Annotated in this window: 23 protein-coding genes; 18 read left to right on the top strand and 5 right to left on the bottom strand. The window is 60.7% G+C overall.

Going from position 1 to position 24,174, the window contains the following annotated elements:
• Positions 1–203: 203 nt before the first annotated feature.
• Positions 204–2,378 carry a catalase/peroxidase HPI gene (gene katG, locus V7Q10_RS00450; protein ID WP_333867054.1) on the bottom strand — a complete coding sequence of 725 codons (2,175 nt, stop codon included), beginning with the start codon at positions 2,376–2,378 and terminating at the stop codon, positions 204–206.
• Between the two features lie 118 nt (positions 2,379–2,496).
• Between katG and V7Q10_RS00445 the strand changes: the two genes are divergently transcribed.
• Positions 2,497–3,390 (top strand): hydrogen peroxide-inducible genes activator, encoded by an 894-nt coding sequence (locus tag V7Q10_RS00445; protein ID WP_333867053.1) that lies wholly within the window; start codon positions 2,497–2,499, stop codon positions 3,388–3,390.
• Between the two features lie 12 nt (positions 3,391–3,402).
• Here the strand turns inward: V7Q10_RS00445 and V7Q10_RS00440 are convergent, their stop codons facing one another.
• Positions 3,403–3,864 (bottom strand): Lrp/AsnC family transcriptional regulator, encoded by a 462-nt coding sequence (locus V7Q10_RS00440; RefSeq protein WP_333867052.1) that lies wholly within the window; start codon positions 3,862–3,864, stop codon positions 3,403–3,405.
• Positions 3,865–3,970: 106 nt separating this feature from the next.
• Between V7Q10_RS00440 and V7Q10_RS00435 the strand changes: the two genes are divergently transcribed.
• The 11 genes from V7Q10_RS00435 to V7Q10_RS00385 all read left to right on the top strand — a co-directional run bounded on the left by V7Q10_RS00435 (position 3,971) and on the right by V7Q10_RS00385 (position 15,667).
• The gene (locus tag V7Q10_RS00435) at positions 3,971–5,365 is read left to right on the top strand and encodes an aminotransferase class V-fold PLP-dependent enzyme (RefSeq protein WP_333867051.1); all 1,395 of its coding nucleotides are present in this window, start codon (positions 3,971–3,973) and stop codon (positions 5,363–5,365) included.
• Positions 5,366–5,422: 57 nt separating this feature from the next.
• Positions 5,423–6,496 (top strand): P1 family peptidase, encoded by a 1,074-nt coding sequence (locus V7Q10_RS00430; protein ID WP_333867050.1) that lies wholly within the window; start codon positions 5,423–5,425, stop codon positions 6,494–6,496.
• Positions 6,496–7,164, top strand: a complete 669-nt coding sequence (locus V7Q10_RS00425; RefSeq protein ID WP_333867049.1) for an HAD family hydrolase — start codon at positions 6,496–6,498, stop codon at positions 7,162–7,164. The genes V7Q10_RS00430 and V7Q10_RS00425 overlap by 1 nt, the downstream gene beginning before the upstream one ends.
• A complete protein-coding gene (locus V7Q10_RS00420; protein WP_333867048.1) occupies positions 7,161–8,120 on the top strand; it encodes a sugar-binding transcriptional regulator in 960 nt (319 codons plus the stop codon). The genes V7Q10_RS00425 and V7Q10_RS00420 overlap by 4 nt, the downstream gene beginning before the upstream one ends.
• Positions 8,121–8,243: 123 nt before the next feature.
• Positions 8,244–9,554 (top strand): ABC transporter substrate-binding protein, encoded by a 1,311-nt coding sequence (locus tag V7Q10_RS00415; protein ID WP_333867047.1) that lies wholly within the window; start codon positions 8,244–8,246, stop codon positions 9,552–9,554.
• Between the two features lie 87 nt (positions 9,555–9,641).
• Entirely contained in the window at positions 9,642–10,514 is an 873-nt protein-coding gene (locus V7Q10_RS00410) for a carbohydrate ABC transporter permease (RefSeq protein WP_333867046.1), read from the top strand.
• A gap of 3 nt (positions 10,515–10,517) precedes the next feature.
• On the top strand, positions 10,518–11,348 hold the full coding sequence (locus V7Q10_RS00405; RefSeq protein ID WP_333867045.1) for a carbohydrate ABC transporter permease: 831 nt from the start codon (positions 10,518–10,520) through the stop codon (positions 11,346–11,348).
• A gap of 7 nt (positions 11,349–11,355) precedes the next feature.
• Positions 11,356–12,354 carry an ABC transporter ATP-binding protein gene (locus V7Q10_RS00400; protein ID WP_333867044.1) on the top strand — a complete coding sequence of 333 codons (999 nt, stop codon included), beginning with the start codon at positions 11,356–11,358 and terminating at the stop codon, positions 12,352–12,354.
• Positions 12,351–13,121, top strand: a complete 771-nt coding sequence (locus V7Q10_RS00395) for an L-iditol 2-dehydrogenase (RefSeq protein WP_333867043.1) — start codon at positions 12,351–12,353, stop codon at positions 13,119–13,121. The genes V7Q10_RS00400 and V7Q10_RS00395 overlap by 4 nt, the downstream gene beginning before the upstream one ends.
• Before the next feature lie 2 nt (positions 13,122–13,123).
• Positions 13,124–14,560 (top strand): mannitol dehydrogenase family protein, encoded by a 1,437-nt coding sequence (locus tag V7Q10_RS00390; protein ID WP_333867042.1) that lies wholly within the window; start codon positions 13,124–13,126, stop codon positions 14,558–14,560.
• Positions 14,561–14,641: 81 nt separating this feature from the next.
• On the top strand, positions 14,642–15,667 hold the full coding sequence (locus V7Q10_RS00385; protein ID WP_333867041.1) for an LLM class flavin-dependent oxidoreductase: 1,026 nt from the start codon (positions 14,642–14,644) through the stop codon (positions 15,665–15,667).
• Between the two features lie 3 nt (positions 15,668–15,670).
• On the opposite strand, the gene V7Q10_RS00380 is transcribed toward V7Q10_RS00385, so the two are convergent.
• A complete protein-coding gene (locus V7Q10_RS00380; protein WP_333867040.1) occupies positions 15,671–16,699 on the bottom strand; it encodes an NAD(P)/FAD-dependent oxidoreductase in 1,029 nt (342 codons plus the stop codon).
• A 47-nt stretch (positions 16,700–16,746) separates the two neighbouring features.
• Here V7Q10_RS00380 and mnmD point away from each other — a divergent pair, with 47 nt between their 5' ends.
• Genes mnmD through V7Q10_RS00365 form a run of 3 tightly spaced genes read left to right on the top strand, consistent with a single transcriptional unit; the run spans position 16,747 to position 19,186 of the window.
• Positions 16,747–17,409, top strand: coding sequence for a tRNA (5-methylaminomethyl-2-thiouridine)(34)-methyltransferase MnmD (gene mnmD / locus V7Q10_RS00375; RefSeq protein WP_333867039.1), 663 nt, complete (start codon positions 16,747–16,749; stop codon positions 17,407–17,409).
• The gene (locus V7Q10_RS00370) at positions 17,406–18,281 is read left to right on the top strand and encodes a DMT family transporter (protein WP_333867038.1); all 876 of its coding nucleotides are present in this window, start codon (positions 17,406–17,408) and stop codon (positions 18,279–18,281) included. The genes mnmD and V7Q10_RS00370 overlap by 4 nt, the downstream gene beginning before the upstream one ends.
• The gene (locus V7Q10_RS00365) at positions 18,278–19,186 is read left to right on the top strand and encodes a DMT family transporter (RefSeq protein ID WP_333867037.1); all 909 of its coding nucleotides are present in this window, start codon (positions 18,278–18,280) and stop codon (positions 19,184–19,186) included. The genes V7Q10_RS00370 and V7Q10_RS00365 overlap by 4 nt, the downstream gene beginning before the upstream one ends.
• Here the strand turns inward: V7Q10_RS00365 and V7Q10_RS00360 are convergent.
• Entirely contained in the window at positions 19,161–21,137 is a 1,977-nt protein-coding gene (locus tag V7Q10_RS00360) for a lytic transglycosylase domain-containing protein (RefSeq protein ID WP_333867036.1), read from the bottom strand. The genes V7Q10_RS00365 and V7Q10_RS00360 overlap by 26 nt on opposite strands.
• Before the next feature lie 167 nt (positions 21,138–21,304).
• Here V7Q10_RS00360 and dapA point away from each other — a divergent pair, with 167 nt between their 5' ends.
• On the top strand, positions 21,305–22,177 hold the full coding sequence (dapA, locus tag V7Q10_RS00355) for a 4-hydroxy-tetrahydrodipicolinate synthase (RefSeq protein ID WP_333867035.1): 873 nt from the start codon (positions 21,305–21,307) through the stop codon (positions 22,175–22,177).
• Positions 22,178–22,246: 69 nt separating this feature from the next.
• Positions 22,247–23,104: a DMT family transporter gene (locus V7Q10_RS00350; protein WP_333867034.1), complete on the top strand. Its 858-nt coding sequence runs from the start codon at positions 22,247–22,249 to the stop codon at positions 23,102–23,104.
• Here the strand turns inward: V7Q10_RS00350 and V7Q10_RS00345 are convergent.
• Positions 23,101–23,544, bottom strand: coding sequence for a potassium channel family protein (locus tag V7Q10_RS00345; RefSeq protein ID WP_333867033.1), 444 nt, complete (start codon positions 23,542–23,544; stop codon positions 23,101–23,103). The genes V7Q10_RS00350 and V7Q10_RS00345 overlap by 4 nt on opposite strands.
• 126 nt (positions 23,545–23,670) lie before the next feature.
• Between V7Q10_RS00345 and smpB the strand changes: the two genes are divergently transcribed.
• A complete protein-coding gene (smpB, locus tag V7Q10_RS00340) occupies positions 23,671–24,156 on the top strand; it encodes an SsrA-binding protein SmpB (RefSeq protein WP_333867032.1) in 486 nt (161 codons plus the stop codon).
• Positions 24,157–24,174: the final 18 nt, after the last annotated feature.

The raw sequence follows: 24,174 nt of genomic DNA, 5'->3' as shown, positions 1-24,174 counted from the left end.
GCGGCAATCTCTAAAACGGGCAACATCAAAGTCTGATAATCTGGGATCGACAAATTTCCCTCCAAAACGCTCACTATTCAAAATTGATCGCGGTCCTAAGCTGCAATCATCTTTACACTTAAAAAAGCAAAGGCGGCACAAAATCCGCATCTGAACAGGCGTCTGGATGGCCTCTCCCCGCAAAGCGGGAAGAGGCGTTATCATCACACCAGATCGAAGCGATCGGCGTTCATCACTTTGGTCCATGCAGCGACGAAATCGCGCAGGAACTTTTCTTGGCCGTCGTCTTGGGCGTAAACCTCGACATAGGCGCGCAGGATCGAGTTTGACCCGAACACCAGATCAACCCGCGTCGCCGTCCACTCCATCGCCCCGGTCGCGCGGTTGCGCAGCTCGTAATGACCATCGGTGGTGGCGTGCCATGTGTAGGTCATATCGGTCAGGGCCACGAAGAAATCGGTGGTCAAAGCGCCCGCCCGATTGGTGAAGACACCATGTGCGGTGCCGCCGTGGTTGGTGCCGATCACCCGCATACCGCCGATCAGCGCGGTCATCTCATGCGCAGTCAGGCCCATCAGCTGGGTACGATCCAGCAGCAGCTCTTCGGCGCTGACGGCGTAATCGGCCTTCAGCCAGTTGCGATAGCCATCGGCCAAGGGTTCCAGCACATCAAAGGAGTCTGCGTCGGTCTGCTCGGCCGTGGCATCACCGCGACCCGGCGCGAAAGGCACCGTGATCGTGGCACCCGCTGCCTTGGCGGCCATCTCGACCCCCAGATTGCCCGCAAGCACGATCACATCGGCAAGGCTTGCGCCGGTGGCCGCTGCGATGGGCTCCAAAGCCGCCAGCACCCGCGCCAGACGTGCGGGTTCATTACCCGCCCAATCCTTTTGCGGCGCCAGACGAATGCGCGCGCCATTGGCACCGCCGCGCTGATCCGAGCCGCGATAGGTGCGCGCCGAATCCCAAGCCGTGCTGACCATATCCGAGACCGAAAGCCCCGCCGCCGCAATCTTGGCTTTGACCGCCGCCACGTCGTAATCGGTGCGGCCCGCGGGGATTGGATCTTGCCAGATCAGGTCTTCGCTTGGCACATCCGGCCCGATGTAATTGGCGCGCGGCCCCATATCGCGGTGGGTCAGTTTGAACCAAGCCCGTGCAAAGACATCGCTGAAATAGGCGGGGTCTTTGTAGAACTTTTCTGAAATCGCGCGATAGATCGGGTCGACCTTCATCGCCATATCGGCATCGGTCATCATCGGCATCAGGCGGATCGACGGGTCTTCGACGTCAACCGGCTTGTCTTCTTCCTTGATGTTGATCGGCTGCCACTGGCTGGCACCTGCGGGGGATTTGGTCAGTTCCCAGTCGTATGTGAACAAAAGATAGAAATAGCCGTTGTCCCATTGCGTCGGGTTCGTGGTCCAAGCGCCTTCGATGCCCGAGCTGACGGTGTCGCGGCCCTTGCCTTTGCCGGTTGGATTGCTCCAACCCATGCCGGCCTCTTCCAAAGCGGCGGCTTCGGGGGCGGCACCGATCAGGCTTGCATCGCCATTGCCATGCGCCTTGCCGACGGTATGGCCGCCTGCGGTCAGCGCCACGGTTTCTTCGTCATCCATCGCCATGCGCGCAAAGGTTTCGCGCACTTGGGCGGCGGTTTTCATCGGATCGGATTTGCCGTTCACGCCTTCGGGGTTCACATAGATCAAGCCCATTTGCACGGCGGCAAGCGGGTTTTCCATGGTGGCCGGATTGTCCAGATCGCCGTAGCGGCTGTCCGAGGGGGCCAGCCATTCTTTTTCAGCGCCCCAATAGGTGTCTTTTTCGGGGTGCCAGATGTCTTCGCGGCCAAAGCCAAAGCCAAAGATCTTCAGGCCCATCGACTCGTAAGCCATGTTGCCCGCCAAGATCATCAGATCGGCCCAGCTGATTTTATTGCCATATTTCCGCTTGATCGGCCACAACAGGCGGCGCGCCTTATCAAGGTTGACGTTGTCTGGCCAAGAGTTCAGCGGCGCGAAGCGCAGATTGCCCTTACCCGCGCCACCGCGACCATCGGCCAAACGATAGGATCCAGCCGAGTGCCACGCCATCCGGATCATCAAGCCGCCGTAATGGCCCCAATCTGCCGGCCACCAGTCTTGGCTTTCGGTCATCAGCGCCTTGAGGTCGGCCTTCAAAGCCTCGACATCCAGTTTTTTCAACTCTTCGCGATAGTTGAAATCGGGGCCCATCGGATTGGTCTTGCTGTCTTGCTGGTGCAAGATGTCAAGGTTCAGCGATTTTGGCCACCAAGCGGTGTTTGACGCACTGGTCACCGTATTGGCCCCATGCATCACAGGGCATTTGCCGCCCGAAGCGCGATCGTTTCCGTCCATTGCCGTCTCCGATTTTGTGAAAACTTCAAGCGGCCAAAAGCCGCCGTCCTGCACAGGCTAACAGCTCTGGTCGATAATGAAAATTTGCATTTTCTAATATCGTCGATATGCTGCGCTTATGATAGGGATCACCATTCGGCATTTGCGCTATTTCGAGGCTTTGGCGCAGCAGGGTCATTTTGGCCGTGCGGCCGATGTCTGCGCAATTTCGCAGCCTGCGCTTTCCCTTCAGATGAAAGAGCTAGAGGCGCTCTTGGGCGCGCCGCTGATCGAGCGCGGGGCGCGGCAGATCCGACTGACCGCCTTGGGCGAGGATTTTGCGCTGCGGGTGCGCGATATTTTGCGTGCGGTGGATGAATTGGGCGATTTGGCGCGCGCCTCTTCGGGGCCTTTGGTGGGGCGGCTGCGCTTGGGGGTTATCCCGACCATCGCGCCCTATTTCCTGCCGCATGTGATGCAAGGCCTGATGGCGCGCTACCCCGGGCTGGACCTGCGCCCGCGCGAGGCGATCACGCAGCGGCTGATCGAAGATCTGATTGCCGGGCGTCTGGACATGGCGATTGTGGCGCTGCCAATTTCTGAACCCAGTCTTGTCGAGGAACGGCTGTTTGACGAAGAATTCGTGCTGGTGCGCGCGCTTGCCGATGCAGATCGCCCGGTGCCAAGCCCCGACACCCTGCGCGCGATGCGGCTTTTGCTATTGGAAGAAGGGCACTGTTTTCGCGACCAGGCGCTGTCTTATTGCAACACCGCCGCCAGCCTGCCGCGCGATCTGATGGAGGGGTCGTCGCTGACAACCTTGGTGCAGATGGTGGGCGCAGGCATTGGCGTGACGCTGATCCCCGAGATGGCGCTGACGATCGAAACCCGATCTGCTCCGGTTTCGACCGCAAGGCTGGCCGCCCCGCGCCCCAGCCGCACCATCGGCATGATCTGGCGCAAGTCAAACCCGCTGGCCAGCCAATTTGGCCAGATCACCGACAGCATCCGTCAGGCCAGCGTCATTCGCTAAAGCGAGGCGCGCTTACACCGGCCAATCGCGATTGTCGGCAATCTGCTCCATCGTGATCAGCGATGTCACCGCATCCAGATCCAACCGCGCGATCAGGCGCTGATAGACGCGGTCGAAATCATTCATATCTTCGGCAATGACCTTCAACATATAGTCGTAATCCCCAGCGATACGGTAGAAATCCACCACATTTTGAATGGCCGAGACTTCTTTGCGAAAGCTGTCGAGCCAGACCTTGGAATGGTGGCGCGTGCGGATCATCACAAAAACCGTCAGGCCCAGCGCCACCGCCTTTGCGTCCAGCCGAATGGTATAGCCTTTGATGACGCCGGCCTCTTGCAAGGCCTTTAGCCGCCGCCCGCAGGCATTTTGTGACATGCCAACCTGATCGGCCAGATCACGCTGCGACAACGACCCATCGCGCTGCAAGGCACGCAGAAGGCTGCGATCAATTTGATCCATTATTGCCACCATATTCGTTCATATGAGCCATTATATGGGTATATTTTGGGAAAAATAGGGGGAATTTCGCCAAAGCTTTCGCAATACGATCAGCCTATCCCTGATCAAAGGCCCGCAGATGACCCATCCCCTTGCCCGTTTTTCAAAAACTCTTGCCGCGCCCGATCTGATCGCGCGGCTGCGCGAAGGCACGATTGGCGAAGGCCGGCGCTTTGACACGCCCTATGGCACCCGCACATTGGTTTATGCCGATTATGTCGCCTCGGGCCGCGCGCTGCGGATGGTAGAAGATTTCGTGCTGGAAGAGGTCTTGCCGATTTACGCCAACAGCCATTCCGAAGCGTCGTTTTGTGGTGCCTCTGTCACGCAGCTGCGCGAGGCCGCGCGGGCAAGCATTGCGCGGCTGTGTGGCGCGGGCGACGATTGCGCCACGATCTTTTCGGGGTCGGGGGCGACCTCGGGGTTGAACCGGACGGTGGCCTTGCTGGGCCTGCCCGAAGCGGTTGCCGCAGGCCGCGCCGTGCAGGTGTTTATTGGCCCCTACGAGCATCACTCCAACATTCTGCCCTGGCGCGAAAGCGGTGCCGAGGTGATCGAGATTGCCGAGGCCGCCAGCGGAGGCCCCGATCTGGCCGAGCTTGCGCGCGCCCTGCAACAGGCCCCCAAGGGCGCGCTGACGATTGGCAGTTTCTCGGCGGCCTCGAACGTTTCGGGCATTCTGACCGACACCGATGCGGTGACGCGGCTGCTTAAGGCGCATGGCGCGCTGGCGGTTTGGGATTATGCCGGCGCTGGCCCCTATATCGCGATCTCGATGGGCGCAGGCGATGCGCGCAAAGATGTGGTCGCGGTTTCAGCGCATAAGTTCATCGGCGGGCCTGCGGCTTCGGGCGTCTTGATCCTGCGTAAATCGGCGCTTGCACGCGCCAAGCCCAGCCAACCCGGCGGCGGCACGGTGCGCTTTGTCTCGCCTTGGGGGCATGATTACGCCAGTGATGTCGAGGCGCGCGAAGAGGCGGGCACGCCCAATGTCATCGGCGACATTCGTGCCGCCTTGGCCTTTATGGTCAAAGACGCCATCGGGCAGGATTATATCGACGCGCGCCACGCGGCCCACCTGCAGCGCGCCCGCACGGCTTGGGCGGCGCAGCCTGCAATCACCATTCTGGGCCATGCCACAGCGCCGCGCCTGCCGATCTTTTCGCTGCTGATCAAAGCGCCGCAAGGCTATGTCGATCCGCAGGTCTTTACCCGCGCGCTGTCCGATCAGTATGGCATCCAAGCCCGTGGCGGCTGCGCCTGTGCAGGGCCCTACGGCCACCGCCTGCTGGGCATCGACCGCGCAACCTCGGATCAAATGCGCGCAGCGATCCTGTCGGGTGACGAGACCAACAAGCCCGGCTTTACGCGGCTGAATTTCTCGGCGCTGATGCCGGATGAGAAAGCCGATTTCATCATAAACGCGGTCAGCGCCTTGGCGGGTGCCCAGCAATCCCTGCGCTGCGCGGGCTAGGCCCTTGCGGCCAACCGCCCCGAAGTGCTTGATACGTCAAAGCCAAGGGAGGCCCTAATGTCAAAACCGCGCGCCCGCGATCTGGGTCTGCCTTTCGCCGGGCAAACCGGCCCGCTGAACGCCATCACCGATGTGGCAGGCGTGCGGGTTGGCATGACCACGTTGCGCGATCCCGAATGCGGCATCTGCACCGGCGTCACCGCCATTCGCCCGCGCGATGATGCAGGCCTGCCGGTGCCGGTTTGGGCGGGGCATTATGCGCTGAATGGCAATGGCGAGATGACGGGCACGCATTGGATCGACGATGCGGGCTATATGATTGGGCCGATTTGCATCACCAATACCCACGGCGTCGGGGCTGTGCATCATGGGGCGTCAAAATGGATGCTGCGCCAATATGCCCAGTTTTTTGACACCGAACATGGCTGGGCGATGCCCGTGGTGGCCGAAACCTATGATGGCGTGCTCAATGACATCAACGCCTTTCATGTCACCCCAGAGCATACCATCGCAGCGCTAGAGGCGGCAAGCTTTGGCCCCGTGGCCGAGGGGGCCGCGGGCGGTGGCACCGGCATGATCGCCTATCAGTTCAAGGCGGGCACCGGCACCGCGTCGCGCCGGTTTGTCATCGGGGATCAAACCTATACCATCGGCGCTTTGGTGCAGGCCAACCATGGCCGCCGCGCCGATTTTCAGATTTTGGGCCGCGCCATCGGTGCGCTGATGCCGCTGACAGACCCCCTGCCCGCACTGCCGCAAAAGGAAATGGGGTCAATCATCGTGGTGCTGATCACCGATGCGCCGCTGTCGGGGCTGTCGCTGCGCCAAGTCGCCAAACGCGCCGCCATCGGCATTGGTCGGGGTGGCACGGCGGGGGGCAATTCTTCGGGCGATATCTTTTTGGCGCTGTCTACCGCCAACCCCGGCCCGATGCCGCAGCACGCAGGCGCGGTTCTGACCAAGACCGAGATCAATGGCGAGATGATAGATCCGCTTTATATGGCAGCGGTGCAGGCGGTCGAGGAATCGGTGGTCAATGCCATCGTCGCGGGCGAAGACACGCCCAGCTTTAAACCCGCGGGGCATATCGTGCCCGGCATTGATACTGCCCAGCTAAAGGCTTTGTTCTGATGTTTGATCTGGTGATCTTTGATTGCGACGGAGTCTTGATCGATTCTGAAATCATCTCGGCCAATATGCTGATCGCCGAGCTGGCCAAGCTGGGGGTCGAGATCGACCTTGCCTATGTCGCGCGCCACTTTCTGGGCCGCAGCTATCCAACCGTGATGGAAACCATTCGGCGCGAGTTTCACTTGACCCTGCCCAGCGAGTTCGAGGCCAACTACCGCGCCAAGCTGCTGCAAACCTTTGAGACCGAGCTGCAAGTGATGCCGCATGTGGCCGAGGTGATTGCAGCGCTGCGCCTGCCCTATTGCATTGCCACCTCGTCAAGCCCGATGCGTGCGGCGAAATCGCTGGCGATGGTCGGGCTGGGGCATTTGGTGGGGGACGGGCTTTTCACCTCGACCATGGTGGCCAAGGGCAAGCCCGCGCCAGATCTGTTCTTGCACGCGGCGACACAAATGGGCGCGAATCCTGCCCGCTGTTTGGTGATTGAAGACAGCCTGACCGGCATTCGCGCGGCGCGTGCGGCAGGCATGGCGGTTTGGCGCTTTACCGGCGGCAGTCATCTGAAAAACCATCTGCCCGAGGAACCCGAAGACGCCCGCCCCGACTTGCGGTTTGCATCCTTTGCAGAATTCTACCAAATTGCGCCCGAATTGAAGGTGCCCCAATGAGCCGAGCAGACGCAGAACCCAGCCTGACCGACGACGCCGCCCGCGCGGGCTGGCTTTATTATGTCGGCGGCATGACGCAGGATCAAATCGCCTCCGAGCTGGGGATTTCGCGGCAACGCGCCCAGCGTCTTGTCAGCCGCGCTATGGCCGAGGGGCTGATCCATGTGCGCCTGAACCATAAGATCGGCGCCTGCTTTGATCTGGAAAGCGCGCTTTGTGATCGCTTTGGCCTATTGCGCTGCCGTGTCGCCCCCAGCATTGGCGCAGGCGCAGATGCCGCGCGCGCGATTGCGCCTGCCGCGGCGGCCGAGCTAGAGCGCTATTTGCGCCTGCCAGACCCGCAAGTGATCGCCTTTGGCACGGGTCGGGCGCTGCGGGCGATGGCAGAACAGTTCACGCCTTCGGAACAAGCGCCGCAACATCGCATCGTTTCCCTGCTTGGTAATATTTCTCCAGATGGGTCGGCCACTTTATTTGATGTGATTAGCCGCATCGCAGAAAAGCTGATGGCCCCCTATTATCCGATGCCAGTTCCGGTGATTTCTGACACGCCGGAAGAGCGGGCGTTCTTTATGCGGCTGCGTCCGGTGCAGACGGTGTTTGACTTGGCCCGCCGCGCCGATGTGACCTTTGTGGGTGTCGGTCAAATGGGGCGGGATGCCCCACTTGCGATGGATGGCTTTGTCTCGGCCGAGGTGCTGGCCGAGCTGCAAGCTTTGGGCGCAGCTGGGGAAATTGGCAGTTGGGTCTATGACGCCAAAGGCCGCTATATCGACACGCCGCGCAATGCTTTGGTCGGCGGCGTTCAGGTCGAGGCAGGGCAATCCAAACCGGTGATCGCCGTGGCCGCAGGGGCCAATAAGGTGCGCGCCATTCATGCCGCCCTGCTAGGTCGCATCGTCAACAGCCTTGTGACAGACGAGGATACGGCGCGCGCGATTCTGGCATTAAACTAGGGCTTTTACCGCCTCCATAGGATGCAACTGCAGCGAAAGTCTGGGGTTGACGAATCACATGCTGATGTGAGCAATTACCCAGTAAGCGATGATTTGCTCATTCGCTGCTTAGGGAGGAATACCATGAATAAGACGCTCCGCGCGCTGCTTGGCGCGACGGCTCTGCTTACCCTCGCGGGGGCTGCGGCAGCCGAAACGACGATCACTGTTGCAACCGTAAACAACGGCGACATGATCCGTATGCAAGGCCTGATGGACGACTTTTACGCCAAGAACCCCGACATCAAAGTCGATTGGGTCACCTTGGAAGAGAACGTTCTGCGCCAGAAAGTCACCACCGACATCGCCACCAAAGGCGGCCAGTTCGATGTGCTGACCATCGGCACCTATGAGGTTCCAATCTGGGGCAAGCAAGGCTGGCTGGTTGGCCTGAATGATCTGCCCGCAGAATGGGACAAAGCTGACCTTCTGCCCGCAATCGCTGGCGGTCTGACCGTTGATGGCGAGCTTTATGCAGCGCCTTTCTACGGCGAATCTTCGATGGTGATGTACCGCAAAGACCTGATGGAAGCCGCTGGCATGACCATGCCAGACGCACCAACTTGGGCAGACATCAAAGCCGCAGCGGCTGCGATGACCGACAAGTCGAAAGAACAGTATGGCATCTGCCTGCGCGGCAAGGCCGGCTGGGGCGAGAACATGGCCTTCTTGACCGCCATGTCGAACTCTTATGGCGCCAAGTGGTTTGACGAAAGCTGGAACCCACAGTTCGACGGCGCGGCTTGGAAAGCAACGCTGACCGATTACCTCGAGCTGATGAACAACTACGGCCCTCCAGGTGCGTCGAACAACGGCTTTAACGAGAACCTCTCGCTGATGCAGACCGGCCATTGCGGCATGTGGATCGACGCCACGGTTGCGGCCTCTTTCGTGACCGGCAAAGACAGCCAGGTTGCGGATAAAATGGGCTTTGCTTTGGCACCCGACAACGGTCTGGGCAAGCGCAGCAACTGGCTTTGGGCTTGGTCCTTGGCCATTCCAGCTGGCACCGAGAAAGTAGACGCGGCCAAGACCTTTGTCGCTTGGGCAACCTCGAAAGAGTATACCCAGCTTGTCGCCTCGAAAGAGGGCTGGGCAAACGTGCCACCAGGAACCCGGACCTCGCTTTACGAGAACCCCGAGTATCAAAAGGTGCCTTTCGCCAAGATGACGCTGGACAGCATCAACTCGGCTGATCCAACCAACCCAACCGTGGATCCGGTGCCTTATGTCGGCGTGCAGTTTGTCGCTATTCCTGAATTCCAGGGCATGGCAACGGCAACCGGCCAGCAGTTCTCGGCAGCGCTTGCTGGCACGACCTCGCTGGACGATGCTTTGGCGGCAAGCCAAGAGTTGGCCAAGACTGAAATGACCAAAGCTGGCTACATTAAGTAAGCCTGCTGATCTGCGGGGCCGAACCTCCCAAGGCGGCCCCGCACCCTTTTTTATTCCCCAAAGCGCCACTGCCCGAAGGAGCCCCCGATGGCCACCGCCCATTCTCGCATCGCTGCGCGCCTGATGGTTTCACCCGCCGTTATCCTGCTTTTGCTGTGGATGATCGTGCCGCTGGGGATGACGATCTATTTCTCGTTCCTGCGTTACAACCTGCTGAACCCCGGGATGGAGAGTTTTGCAGGTTTCGATAACTACTACTATTTCCTGACCAATGCCGCGTTTTGGACCGCGCTTTGGAACACCATCGCGCTGGTGCTGGGCGTGCTGACGATCACGATTTTTGGCGGCATTGCGCTGGCGCTGCTGCTGGATCAACCGATGTGGGGTCAAGGCATTGTCCGCATCATGGTGATCGCACCCTTCTTCGTCATGCCCACGGTTTCGGCGCTGGTGTGGAAGAATATGTTCATGAACCCCGTCAACGGCATGTTCGCCCATATCGCCAAGGCGCTTGGCTGGACGCCCTATGATTTTCTGGCGCAATCGCCGCTATTGTCGATCATCGGCATTGTGGCTTGGGCTTGGCTGCCGTTTTCAACGCTGATCCTGCTGACGGCGCTGCAAAGTCTCGACCGCGAGCAACAAGAGGCCGCCGAGATGGATGGCGCTTCGGTTCTGGCGCGGTTTCGCTATCTGACGCTGCCGCATCTGACCCGCGCGATCACTGTGGTGATCCTTATTCAAACTATCTTTCTGCTGTCGGTCTTTGCTGAAATCCTTGTCACCACCAATGGTGGACCGGGCACAGCAACCACCAACCTGACCTACCTTGTCTATGCGCAATCCTTGCTCAGCTATGACGTAGGCGGCGGCTCCGCTGGTGGCATCATGGCCGTCATCCTCGCAAACATCGTTGCCTTCTTCCTGATGCGGATGATTGGCAAGAACCTGGAGGCCTGAGCCATGGCGCGCAAAATCACTACAAATCGCAAGCTGGCGATGACAGTCTTGGCTTGGACCATCGGGTTTTTGATCTTCTTTCCGATCCTGTGGATCTTTTTGATGAGCTTTAAATCCGAAGCCGATGCGATCAAATCACCGTTTCAAATGCTGGCGGCCCCTTGGGGTCTGGAAAGCTACGCCGAGGTGCAGACACGGTCTAACTATACGCGGTTTTTCCTGAACTCGGTGGTGCTTTCGGTTGGCTCGACGCTGCTGGCGCTGGCGATTGCGATCCCTGCGGCTTGGGCCATGGCCTTTGTGCCGGGCAAGCGCACCAAGGATCTGTTGATGTGGATGCTGTCGACCAAGATGATGCCCGCTGTGGGGGTTTTGGTGCCGATGTATCTGATCTTTCGCGACCTGCATTTGCTGGACACCCGCACAGGGCTTGTCATCGTGATGACGCTGATCAATCTGCCGATCGTGATCTGGATGCTTTATACCTATTTCAAGGAAATCCCTGGCGAAATTCTGGAAGCCGCACGGATGGATGGCGCAAATCTACGCTCGGAAATCCTGTATATCCTGACGCCAATGGCCGTGCCGGGCATCGCTTCGACCATGCTTTTGAACATCATCCTTGCTTGGAACGAGGCGTTCTGGACGCTGCAACTGACCACCTCCAAGGCGGCACCGCTGACACAGTTCATCGCCAGCTATTCCTCACCCGAGGGGCTGTTTTACGCCAAGCTTTCCGCGGCCAGCACAATGGCCATCGCTCCTATCCTAATCCTTGGCTGGTTCAGCCAGAAACAACTCGTCCGGGGCTTGACCTTCGGCGCGGTGAAGTGAGGTCAAAATGGGCAAGATAACCCTAAATTCCGTTCATAAATCCTTCGGCGACGTCGATGTGATCCCTTCGATTGATCTGGAAATCAACGACGGCGAATTCGTGGTCTTTGTCGGGCCTTCGGGCTGTGGCAAATCCACTTTGCTGCGGCTGATTGCAGGGCTAGAGGATACCACCTCGGGCAGCATTCAGATCGACGGCAAAGACGCCACTGACCTGCCGCCCGCCAAGCGTGGCCTTGCGATGGTGTTTCAGTCCTATGCGCTTTATCCGCATATGAGCGTGCGCAAAAACATCATGTTCCCGCTGAAAATGGCGGGGATGGATCCGGCCGAGGCCGAAGCGCGTGTGGCCAATGCGGCCAAGGTGCTGAACCTGACAGACTATCTGGACCGCAAACCCGGGCAGCTTTCGGGCGGGCAGCGCCAGCGCGTGGCGATTGGCAGGGCGATTGTGCGCGAACCTTTGGCGTTTTTGTTCGATGAACCGCTGTCGAACCTTGACGCAGCCCTGCGGGTCAATATGCGGCAGGAAATCTCGGAACTGCATCAGACGCTGAAAACCACGATGATCTATGTGACCCATGATCAGGTCGAAGCGATGACCATGGCCGATAAGATCGTGGTGCTACAAGCGGGCCGGATCGAACAGGTCGGCAGCCCGATGGAGCTTTATCACTCCCCCGCCAACGTCTTTGTTGCGGGCTTTATCGGCTCGCCCAAGATGAACCTGATCACCGGCCCCGAAGCCGCCAAGCATAACGCCAGCACCATTGGCATTCGCCCCGAACATCTGCTGATTGATCCAGATGGGCCGTGGCAAGGCGTGGTTGGTCTGGCCGAACGGCTTGGCTCTGACACCTTTTTGAAGATCGCGGTCGAAGGCATGGACCCGATCACCCTGCGCGCCGACGGTGATCTGACGCTGCGGCATGGCGATAAGATCGGTCTTGCCCCGATGATGGCCAAACTGCACCGCTTTGGCCCCGACGGAAAGGCATTGGTATGAGACTTGCTGGCAAAACAGCGCTGATCACCGGGGCTGCGCGCGGCATCGGTCTTGAATTTGCGCGGGCCTACATTGCCGAAGGCGCGCGGGTCGCCCTTGCCGATATCAACGCCGAGGCGGTGGCAAAAGCAGCGGCCGAGCTTGGCCCGCAGGCGATTGGCATTCAGATGGATGTCACCGCACAGGCCTCGATCGACGCCGGTTTTGACGCGGCGATTGCCCAGATGGGGCAGTTGGATATCTTGATCAACAACGCGGCGCTGTTTTCAGCCGCGCCCATTGCCGAGATCACCCGCGCCGATTATGACCGTTTGTTCGCTGTCAATCTGGCCGGCACGATCTTTTGCACCCAAGCCGCCGCCCGCCATATGGTGGCACGCGGTCAGGGCGGCAAGATCATCAATATGGCCAGCCAAGCCGGCAGGCGCGGCGAGGCGCTGGTTGGCGTTTACTGCGCCAGCAAGGCGGCGGTGATCTCGTTTACGCAATCGGCGGGGCTGGATCTGATCCGCCACGGCATCAACGTCAATGCTATCGCGCCCGGTGTGGTGGATGGCGATCATTGGGACGGGGTCGATGCGTTTTTCGCCAAATATGAAAACCGCAAAGCCGGTGAGAAAAAGAAACTGGTCGGCGAGGCGGTGCCCTTTGGCCGGATGGGTCGCGCAGGCGATCTGACCGGAATGGCGGTTTTCCTTGCGACCCCCGAGGCAGAATACATCGTCGCGCAATGCTTTGGTGTCGATGGTGGGAATTGGATGGCATGACTATGAATAAAGCTTCACAAACCATGGCCCTGCCCCGCTATGACCGCAGCGCGCTGACAGCGGGCATCGTGCATATCGGCTTGGGCAACTTTCACCGTGCGCATATGGCGGTCTATCTGGACGATCTGTTTGCGATGGGTCTGGCGCAGGATTGGGCGATTATCGGCGCAGGCGTGCGCGCAGGCGACGCCGCCATGCGCGAGGCGCTGATCGCGCAAGACTGTCTGTCCACGGTGATCGAACTTGATCCCGCAGGCAAATCGGCGCGGCGCATTGGCGCGATGATCGACTTTGTGCCAGTGCAAGACGACAATGCCGCGCTGATCGCGGCGATGGCGCGGCCTGAAATCCGCATTGTGTCGCTAACGGTGACCGAGGGCGGCTATTTCATCGACCCCGCCACAGGTGCCTTTGACCCCACCGACCCCGAGATCATCGCCGATGCCGCAAACCCGCATCGCACGGCTTTTGGCGCGATCATCGCCGCGTTAAAGCTGCGCCGTGCGGCAGGAATCCAGCCCTTTACCGTGATGTCTTGCGACAATCTGCCCGGCAACGGCCATGTCGCACAATCTGCCGTGGTCAGCCTTGCGCGGCTGTCAGACCCGACGCTGGCCGATTGGATCAAGGCCAATGTCGCCTTTCCAAACGGCATGGTTGACCGCATTACCCCCGCCACCGGCCCGCGCGAGCGCGCGATGGCGCAGGCTTTTGGTGTCAGCGATCCGGTGCCCGTGACCTGCGAGCCGTTCCGGCAATGGGTGCTGGAAGACAGCTTTCCCGCAGGCCGCCCGCCGCTGGAACAGGTCGGCGTCACCTTCACCCCGCATGTCCATGCCTATGAGGCGATGAAGATCCGCATTCTGAACGGCGGCCATGCCACAATCGCCTATCCTGGCGGGCTGCTGGACATTGAATATGTGCATGAAGCCATGGCGCATCCGCTGATCTTGGGCTTTTTGAACAAGCTGGAGTTGACCGAGATTATTCCGACGGTGCAGCCGGTGCCAAACACCGATCTGGCCGGCTATTACGCCAAGATCGTCGAGCGTTTCTCCAACCCCGAGGTCGCCGATACCGAGCGGCGGCTGTGTCTGGATGGCTCGAACCGCCAGCCCAAGTTCATCGTGCCCGCTTTGCGCGATGCGCTGGCGCAGGGGAAATCTTGCGATGGTTTGGCGCTGGTTTCGGCGCTGTGGTGCCGCTATTGCGCCGGTGTGTCGGACAACGGCACGGTGATTGCGCCCAATGATCCAAGTTGGGATACATTGCAGGCCATTGCAAAACCGGCGCAGACAAAGCCGCAGCTTTGGCTTGAACAGCGGGCGATCTATGGCGATCTGGCTGAACATCCGATCTTTGCCGCCAGCTTTGCCGCCCAAGTGGCGATGATCCGCGATCACGGCACCGAAGCGGCTTTGCGCGCCTATATCGGCTGAACAAGGGCTGTGCGCTGCTGCGGACTTCTCAGCGCGCAGCCAAGCGCCTATGCTTAGGGTCTTTGCACAGGAGCCTTTGCGATGATCCAACTTGGCCTAGACAGCTTTGGCGATGTGACCCAAGACGCGCAGGGCCTGGCGCTGCCGATGGATCAGGTGCTGCGCGATGTCGTTGAACAGGCGGTTGTGGCCGATCAGCTGGGCATCGACTTTATAGGTCTTGGCGAACATCATCGCGCCGATTTCGCGATTTCTGCGCCCGAGATTGTGCTGGCCACCATCGCAGGCCGCACCAGCCATATTCGTTTGGGCTCTGCGGTGACGGTGCTGTCAACCGATGACCCCATTCGGGTGTTTCAACGCTTTTCCACCCTGAACGCGCTGTCGCATGGCCGCGCCGAGGTGATCTTGGGCCGTGGGTCTTTCACCGAAAGCTATGGCCTGTTTGACCATCGGCTGGAGGATTACGAGGTTTTGTTCGAGGAAAAGCTGGACATCTTTGCCCAGCTTGTGCGCCAGCCCAGCCTGACTTGGGCGGGGCAAATTCGTGGACCGTTGACCGATCAAGTGGTCTATCCACCGCTGGGGCCAGAGGGTCTGGTGACTTGGGTCGGGGTTGGCGGCAGCCCTGAATCCGTGGTGCGGGTGGTGCGGCAAGACCTGCAACTGATGCTGGCGATCATCGGCGGCGACCCGCGCCGCTTTGCGCCCTATATTGACCTGTATCATCGCGCCGTGGCGCAGCTTGACAGGCCAACCCGCCCGATCGGCATTCATTCCCCCGGCTTTGTTGCGGCCACGGATGAAGAGGCGATCGAGCTGCAATGGCCCGCCTATCAAAGCATGTTTGGCCGTATTGGCCGCGAGCGGGGCTGGCCGCCGACCACCAAGGAAAACTATCTGAACGAGATCCGCCACGGCTCGCTTTATGTCGGATCCCCCGAGACCGTGGCGCGCAAGATTGCCGCCACCATCCGCGATCTAAAGGTGCAGCGCTTTGATCTGAAATATGCCACGGGGCCGGTGTCGCATGGGCATTTGCTAAGATGTCTGGAGCTTTACGGCGAAAAGGTCATCCCGATGGTCCGCGATCTGTTGGCGCATTAATCGCTACAGCCGAAAGCCTTCGGGGATGGCATCTTGGCCGGTCAGCACCAGATCGGCCATCACCTCGGCCAGTTTTGGCGCCATGCCAAAGCCGATCTTAAAGCCACCGTTCAGCACGAAATGCCCCGCCCGCCCGGGCCATGCGCCGATCAGCGGCGCGCGCGTGCTGGCCCTTGGCCGCACGCCCGCCCAACGCTCGATCACCTCGGCCTGCGCCAGCACCGGCAGGGCGGCCCGCGCCTTGGCGATCAGCGCCTCAAGCTGGGCGTCAACGGCAGCGCCATCGTCAAAGCGGTTTTCCGAGGTCGATCCAATCGCCACCGTGCCATCGGCATGTGGCACCAGATGCAGCCCATCGACAAAAAGCTGCGGCAGATCTTGCGCGTCAAACCGCAACAGCGCCGCTTGACCTTTGACGCCAGAGCCGACCACGCGGCCCAGATCCTGCGACAGCGCTTGCAAGCCTGCCGCCCCCGTGGCCCAAACCACCGCGCCTTGATCTGCGGCCTCGCCGATCACCACCTCGGCCCCCGCCGATTGCAAGGCCGCCACCAAGGCCTGCGCGGCCATGCGCGGATGCAGCCGCGCACTTAGCGTATCTTGCACCAAAAACCCCGAGGGCGAGACGGGCTCCCAAGCAGCCCCGGTTGCGGGCAGCACCCGCCAGTCCGCACGGCCCTGCCACAGATCAGCTGCCGTCAGCGCGCGGGCCCGCGCCAGATCGACCGCCGCCTGATCGGCCAAGGGCTGCAACCGCCCGACAGCGCCATAGCCTGTGTCCATCCCCGAGGCCGCCGTCACCCCGCCCCACCACGCGGCGGCCATCAGCAGGCTTTCCAGCTGGAACGCCTTCTTTTCATTCCAGTTTTCGGGCACATGCGGGCTAAGTGCGCCGACAATCCCGCCCGAAGACCCCGCGCCGATATGCGCCGTCTCGATCACCCGCACCTTTGCGCCGCGCTTTACAGCCGCCCAAGCCATCGACAGCCCGAAGATCCCTGCCCCCCGCACTGTCAGATCAACTCTTGCCATTCGCGCCTGCCTTATCCATGGTCCGTTTGACCCAAGGCATAAGACAAATGACACCCCCCGAACAGAGCAAGCTTGACTGGAAAGACGGGGTGATCCCGGTCTCGACGCAATTCAATGACCCGTATTTTTCCATGAACGACGGGCTGGCGGAAACGCGGCATGTGTTTTTGGCGGGCAATGATCTACCGGCGCGGCTGCGCGATGGCTTTCATATTGCCGAACTGGGCTTTGGCACCGGGCTGAATCTGCTGGCGCTGTGTTTGCTGAACCCCGCCCAAGCCATCCGGTTCACCAGCTTTGAAGCCTTTCCGCTGGCCGCAGCAGACATCGCCCGCGCGCTGGATCATTTCCCGCAAGCCCGCGCGATTGCCGAGCCGTTTTTGCAGCAATGGGCGGCGGGGCAGACCACGCTGACACTGGGCAATGTCACGGCCGAGATCATCCTTGGCGATGCGCGCGACACTCTGGCGCTTTGGCAAGGTAAGGCCGATGCGTGGTTTCTGGATGGGTTTTCGCCCGCCAAAAACCCCGAACTATGGTCGCCCGAGATTTTGGCGCAAGTGGGCCTGCACACGGCGTCCAAGGGCACATTCGCCACCTACACCGCCGCAGGCCATGTGCGCCGTGGCTTGGCGGATGCAGGCTTTAGCGTAGAACGCCGCGCCGGACACGGGCGCAAACGTCATATGTCCACCGGAGTGCTGGCATGAAATCGAACCCGCGTCGCGGCATCTTTTTGATGATCGCGGCTGTTGCCGCCTTTGCCGCCCAAGATGGATTTTCGCGGCATTTGGCGGAAAGCTATAACACCTTGATGGTGATTATGGTGCGCTATTGGTTCTTTGCGGGCTTTGTGCTGATCTTGGCGCTGCGGCGTCCCGAAGGTCTGCGCGCGGCGGTGCGCTCAAGCCATTTGGGCGCGCATGTGATCCGCTCAGTCCTTTTGGTGGCCGAGATTTGCATCATCGTTTACGGCTATACCCAGATTGGCCTGATCCATTCGCATGCCATCTTTGCGGTCTGCCCGCTGCTGGTGGTCGCCCTCTCCGGCCCAATCTTGGGCGAGAGGCTAAGTTGGCAACGCTGGGCTGCGGTGGCCACGGGGTTGATCGGGGTGCTGATCATCCTACAGCCGGGGGTGGGGGTGTTCAGTTGGGCCGCGCTGTTGCCGCTGGCCGCCGCCTTTAGTTTTGCGACATATTCGGTGCTGACCCGCCTGACCACGCGCGACGAGGCGACCTTTCCGGCGCTGTTCTGGCCCGGAGTGATTGGGGCTGTGATCATCACGGCGATTGGCCTGCCGAATTGGCAGCCGATCCAAGGTGCTGACCTTGGGTTCTTGCTGATCTATGCCTGTATCTCGATCTTTTCGCATTGGCTTTTGCTGAAATGCTACGAGGTGGCCGAGGCCTCTTCGGTGCAGCCCTTTGCCTATTTGCAGATCGTCTTTGTCTCGATCATCGGGGTCAGCCTTTATGGCGAAACCGTTGCCCCTGCTATGGTGGCAGGCACCGCCCTGATCGTTGCGGCAGGGATTTATGCGCTGTGGCACACCAACCGACACACAAAGGCAGCGCTATGAGCCAGATGAAAACCACCCAAAACCTGCGCGCAGGCATTTGGCTGATGATCGCCACAACCTTTGTCTTTGCGATGCAAGACGGCATCTCGCGGCATCTGGGCAGCAATAACTCGATCTTTATGGTGGTGATGCTGCGGTTTTGGTTCTTTGCCGTCGTGGTCACGATTATGGCCGCGCGCGCGCCCGAAGGCTTTCGCGCGGCGATTGCCACCAATCATCTTGGCATTCAGCTGATCCGTGGCCCGCTGTTGGCGCTTGAGGTCTGTGTGATGGTGCTGGGGTTTGTCAAACTGGGACTGATCGAGTCGCATGCGGTGTTTACCTGCGCGCCTTTGGTGGTGGCGGCGCTGTCGGGGCCGATTTTGGGCGAAAAGGTCGGCTGGCGACGCTGGGCCGCGATTGGCGTTGGCTTTTTGGGTGTGCTGGTGATTTTACAGCCGGGCTTTGCGGTGTTTTCGCCTTGGGCGCTGGTGCCGCTGCTGGCTGCGGTGCTGTTTGCGCTTTATGCGCTGCTGACGCGGTCGGTGGCGCGCGGCGACAGCGCCTCGGTCAGCTTTTTCTGGACAGGCATCACCGGAGCCATCGCGATGACGCCGATCGGCCTGTGGTCAATGCATCCGATGACCGCGCCCGATTGGGGCTGGATGGCGCTTTTGTGCTGCACTGCGATGATCGGGCATAATCTGTTCATCAAATCCTATGCCGTCGCCGAAGCCTCTGCGGTGCAGCCCTTTGCCTATTTCCAGCTGGCCTTTGCCTCGGCGCTGGCGATTGTGGTGTTTGGCGAAGACCTGAAGGCGCATGTGATCTTGGGGGCGGCGATTGTGGTGGCGGCAGGGCTGTTCACCATTTGGCGGCAAAGGGTGAACGAGGCCAAGCTTAGCGACCCGTCAGCTCGGAAGTAATCCGAACTGGGGTCGAGGCGCCTTTTAGCCGACCGCGATAGATCACCACGCCTTCGCTGACCCGCATCACATAGGTGCGGGTTTCGCCAAAGGGGATGGTTTCGACCCAATCAACAATATCAACCTTCGGATCACGCGGATCGCCAAACCGCTCGATCCATTGCCGAGGCCGCCCCGGCCCCGCGTTATAGCCCGCCGCAATCAGCGCAATCGAAGGGCCATGTTCGCCAATCAGCTTGGCCAAAAACGCCGAGCCCATGCGCACGTTAAACGCAGGGTCGGTGGTCAGCCGCGATGCGGTAAAGCTTTCGCCCTGCTGCTTGGCCACCATTTGCGCGGTGGCGGGCAGCAATTGCATCAGCCCCCGCGCGTCGGCATGGCTGCGGGCGTTGGGGTCAAATTCGCTTTCGCGCCGCGAGATTGCCAAGGCAAGCGCGCGGCTGACGGGCAGATTGTCGGGCACGAAATCCGGCACCGGAAAATAGGCGCGTGGCAGGATCAACCCGCGCTCGGCGGCAGCTTTGCCAACCAGCACCGCGACATGCGGTTGATCCAAGCGCAGCGCCAGATCACCCAGATCGGACATTTCCTTATCCGACAGGGTTTCGCCCACTTGCAGGAAAAACCGCTTAGCCAGCGTCAGATCGCCTGCATCCAGCAGCGCACGCGCGGCGGCAAGCACGCTTGACTGCGCAAAGCTGGCGGTTTTCCAGCCTGCATCCGGCTCGCCCACATTGACCAAAGCGGGGTCCAGCGACAGGCCCAGATGTTCTGCTGCAAGCAGGCCATAATAGGCGGTTTGATACTGCGCCGCGCGGGCAAAGGCTGCGGTTGCCCCCGCCTTATCGCCAGCAGCCTCCAGCGCACGGCCCATCCAGTAATCGGCGCGCGCCAGACTGATCGGGGTGCCGACGGCGGTTTTCAAATGCTTGAAATGCTTGACCGCCAAGGCCGGATCATTCAGCTCGCGCAGCGCGACAAAGCCCGCCAGAAATTCCAGATCGGCATAATCAGCGCCCTCGGCCTCGGTCAGCTGATGGCCTGCTGCGACGCGATAGGCGTCTTTGGCCTTGCCCTGCCGGAACAAGATGCGCACCAGATCAGCCCGCCTGCCGGCCCAAGCCGCAGGATCGCCCAGCGCCGGTTTGCTGTCTGAAACCTGCAAGATCAGCTTGGCCGCATCATCATATCGGTCGGCGCGCATGCGGTAGGTATAGCGTTCATAGGCCAGCCCCGGATCGCCCAGCCGCGACTTGGGCACTGCCGAAGTCAGCTTGACCGCCGATGCGCTGTCAGAGCGCAGGGCCATGCGGGCCAAGGCCAGCGCTTGCCAGTCTTTGGACACCCGCGGCAGCATCCGCTCGGCCTCGGCACGCCGGCCACCGTCCCATAGGATGCGGTCCAGCCGCACCTCATGCGCAAGCTTCAGCACCTCGCCTTGCAGCGCAAGCATGGCCGATTCATCCGCGGCATCGAACTTCAACGTGGTCCAGCCGCGATAGGCCTCGGCCTCGGCCTCTTGGCTGCGGCCTTGCGCCATCAGCGCCTGCACCATGGCGACCGAACCCTTGCCTGTGCCGGGTTTGTCCGCGCCAAAATAGGCCAAGACCCGCGCCGGATCGGTCGAGCGGGCCACCGCCACCTCGCCCTTTTGTTTCAGAAGCGGCAGGCCGGGCCAATCGGGATGACGCGCCAAAAACGCCTCGTAATCGCCAAGCTTGCCTTGGCCATCGCGCAGCCATTGCCACAAGATCACATCGCCGCCCGATGGGCCTGCACCCTGTGCTGCCTGCAAGGCCGTGGTCCAATCGCCCGCATCGGCGGCCTTCAGCGCCTGCGCCAGCGATGCGGTCGCATCACCGCGCGCAATGGTTGCCATGCTTGCGGTCAGGACAAGGAAACTTAGGGTTCGGGTGACCGCTTTTGCGATCTTGTTTATGCTGCTGCTCATGCGACAATTCTGCCGCAAATGCGACGGTCTCACAAGCCACAAGCCTGTGAGACGCCCGATCTTTCGGCGAAACCACGCCCATGCTTGGCAAAAGCCGCGCAGGCAGTTAGGTAGAAGCCGTTCACAATCGGGCGATTCAGAAATGCCCCCTATCGGAGACGCGTGCCATGATCAAAGGGTCCCTTCCCGCACTGGTTACGCCGTTTAAAAACGGCGAGCTTGATCTGGTGACGCTGAAGAAACTTGTCGAATGGCATATCGCCGAAGGATCGAACGGTTTGGTTCCCGTGGGCACCACTGGCGAAAGCCCGACGCTCAGCCATGAAGAGCATCAAAAGGTTATCGAAGTGGTGGTCGAGACCGTTGCAGGCCGCATTCCGGTGATTGCAGGTGCTGGGTCGAACAACACCGCCGAGGGTCTTTCGCTGATGCGCCACGCCGAAAAGGTCGGGGCGACGGCGGCGCTGGTGGTGACGCCCTATTACAACAAGCCGACCCAAGCCGGTCTGATCGCGCATTTCACCGCCCTGCACGACTGCTGCACGCTGCCGATCGTGATCTATAACATTCCGGGCCGCTCGGTTGTTGACATGACGCCCGAAACCATGGGCCAGCTTGCCAAACTGCCGCGTATCATCGGGGTCAAAGATGCCACCGGCAAGATCGAGCGTGTCAGCCAGCAGCGCGGCAGCTGCGGCGCAGATTTCATCCAGCTGTCGGGCGAAGATGCCACCGCTTTGGGCTTTAACGCCCATGGCGGCACCGGCTGCATTTCGGTCACCGCCAACGTCGCTCCGCGTCTGTGCGCCGAATTCCAAGCGGCCACCCTTGCAGGCGATTACGCCAAGGCGCTGGCCTATCAAGACCGCCTGATGCCGCTGCACGAGGCGATCTTTATCGAGCCGGGCTTGGTTGGCGCGAAATATGGCCTGTCTTTGCTGGGGCTTTGCTCGGAGGATGTGCGCCTGCCGCTGGTCGGTCTGACCGATGGCACCAAGGCAAAAATCAAGGCTGCAATGCAATTTGCCGGCCTGATCTGAACGGCAGTCCCTTAGCCTATCGCCCTGATTTCGGGGCGATAGCACCACAGCCAGAAAGCGCCGCCCGAAATGACCGATAATCTGCGCGGCAGCCTGATGATGGTTTTGGCCATGCTTGGCTTTGCCTTTGAAGACAGCTTTTTGAAACTTGCCGCCAAGCTGATGCCGCTGGGCGAGGTCTTGGCGCTGATGGGGCTGATCGGCATGGCGCTGTTTTCAGCACTGGCGCTGCGCAAGGGTGCGGCCCCGTTGCCGCGCAGCATCCTGTCGCGCACCATGGCGCTGCGCTCGGGCAGCGAGGTGGTAGGCCGGGTGTTCTATGCACTGGCGCTGGCACTGACGCCAATTTCACAAGCCTCGGCGATCTTGCAGGCAACGCCCTTGGTGGTGGTTGGCGGTGCGGCGCTGCTGTTTGGCGAAAAAGTCAGCCTGTTGCGCTGGTTGCTGATTCTTGCGGGCTTTGCGGGCGTTTTGATCATCATCCGCCCGGGGGTCGAGGGCTTTAGCGCGCTGTCGCTGCTGGCCGTGGCAGGGCTTTTGGGCTTTGCGGGCCGCGATTTGGCCACCCGCGCAGCCCCGCCCGCCCTGAGCAATGCGCAGCTTGGGGTCGCGGGCTTTTTGATGCTGGCGCTTTCGGGGCTGATTTTAATCACGCTGAACGGCGGTCCCGCTGCAATCAGCCCGCTGGCCTTGGCCTATACCTGCGGCGCTGCCTGCTTTGGGGTCGCCGCCTATGCCGCCCTGACCAGTGCCATGCGCACCGGCGAAGTCGGGGTGGTGACGCCGTTTCGCTATACGCGGCTGCTGTTTGCGCTGATTGTCGGCTATACGCTGTTTGGCGAACGCCCCGATGCGCTGACCCTGATCGGCTCGGCGGTGATCGTGGGCTGCGGGATCATTCTGCTCAGCCAAGGCAGAGGCCGCTAAACCCGCTTGCGACGATGCTCGATCTGCCCAAGACGCACCTGCCGCAGACCCTCAATCAAAAGCGCTGTCAGCAAACCAAAGTTCAAAAAGCCATTGGTCGCCTCCATCCCCGCCAAAAGCCGCCAGTTGTGCTGCAACAGCACATCGCCAAAGCCCAAGGTGGTAAAGCTGACCAGCGAGAAATAAACCGCCTCTTCCAGCGTGGCAAACACGCCCAGTTGCAGATAGGCCAAGGCCCAGACCCAAACGCCAGCGGTGACCACGCCCAAGATCCAAAGCGACACCCCCGCCAGCAAAAGCACCAGCTTGGGCTGATGCGGCTCGCGCAGCATCCAGCCATGCGCGCGGCTCAACAGGCCTTCCAGCACCATCGCTGCCACCGCTGCAATGGTGATATTGACCAACAAAAGCGCCGTGCCGATCGCGATTTGGGCTATCATAGACCTCTCCGTGTTTTGGCGGCGACCTTGCCGCATTGCGCAAGCCACCGCAACCGGGGCGATCGAGCTGCAAAGCCCGCATGCCCCTAGACTCTGCCCCCCCAAGCGCCTATTTCCCACTGCACCATGGTAGAGAAATCAGACCCCAATTCTAAGCTTATCGCCGAAAATCGGCGCGCGCGTTTCGATTTCGCCATCGAAAGCGATATCGAAGCTGGCATCATGCTGCTTGGCTCCGAGGTGAAATCCTTGCGCAAGGGCGGCTCGAACATCGCCGAAAGCTATGCTTCGGTCGAAGGCGGCGAGCTGTGGTTGATCAACAGCTATATCGCGCCCTATTTGCAGGCCAAAATGTTCCCGCATGAAGAACGCCGGCGGCGCAAGCTGTTGGTGTCGCGCAAAGAACTGTCGCGGCTGTGGAATGCGGTTGGCCGCGAAGGCATGACGCTGGTGCCCCTGCGGATGTATTTCAACGACAAAGGCATGGTGAAAATCGCCATCGGCGTCGCCAAGGGCAAAAAGCTGGCCGACAAGCGGGAAACCTCGGCCAAGCGCGACTGGGATCGGCAGAAATCGCGGCTGTTGAAACAGGGGCTGAAGGGCAATCTGTAACGGCGGCGCGGGCGCTTG

It is taken from the genome of Cypionkella sp. (genome assembly GCF_036782355.1).
In the GTDB taxonomy this organism is placed as follows: domain Bacteria; phylum Pseudomonadota; class Alphaproteobacteria; order Rhodobacterales; family Rhodobacteraceae; genus Cypionkella.
This window is presented reverse-complemented; position numbering and strand designations above follow the sequence as displayed.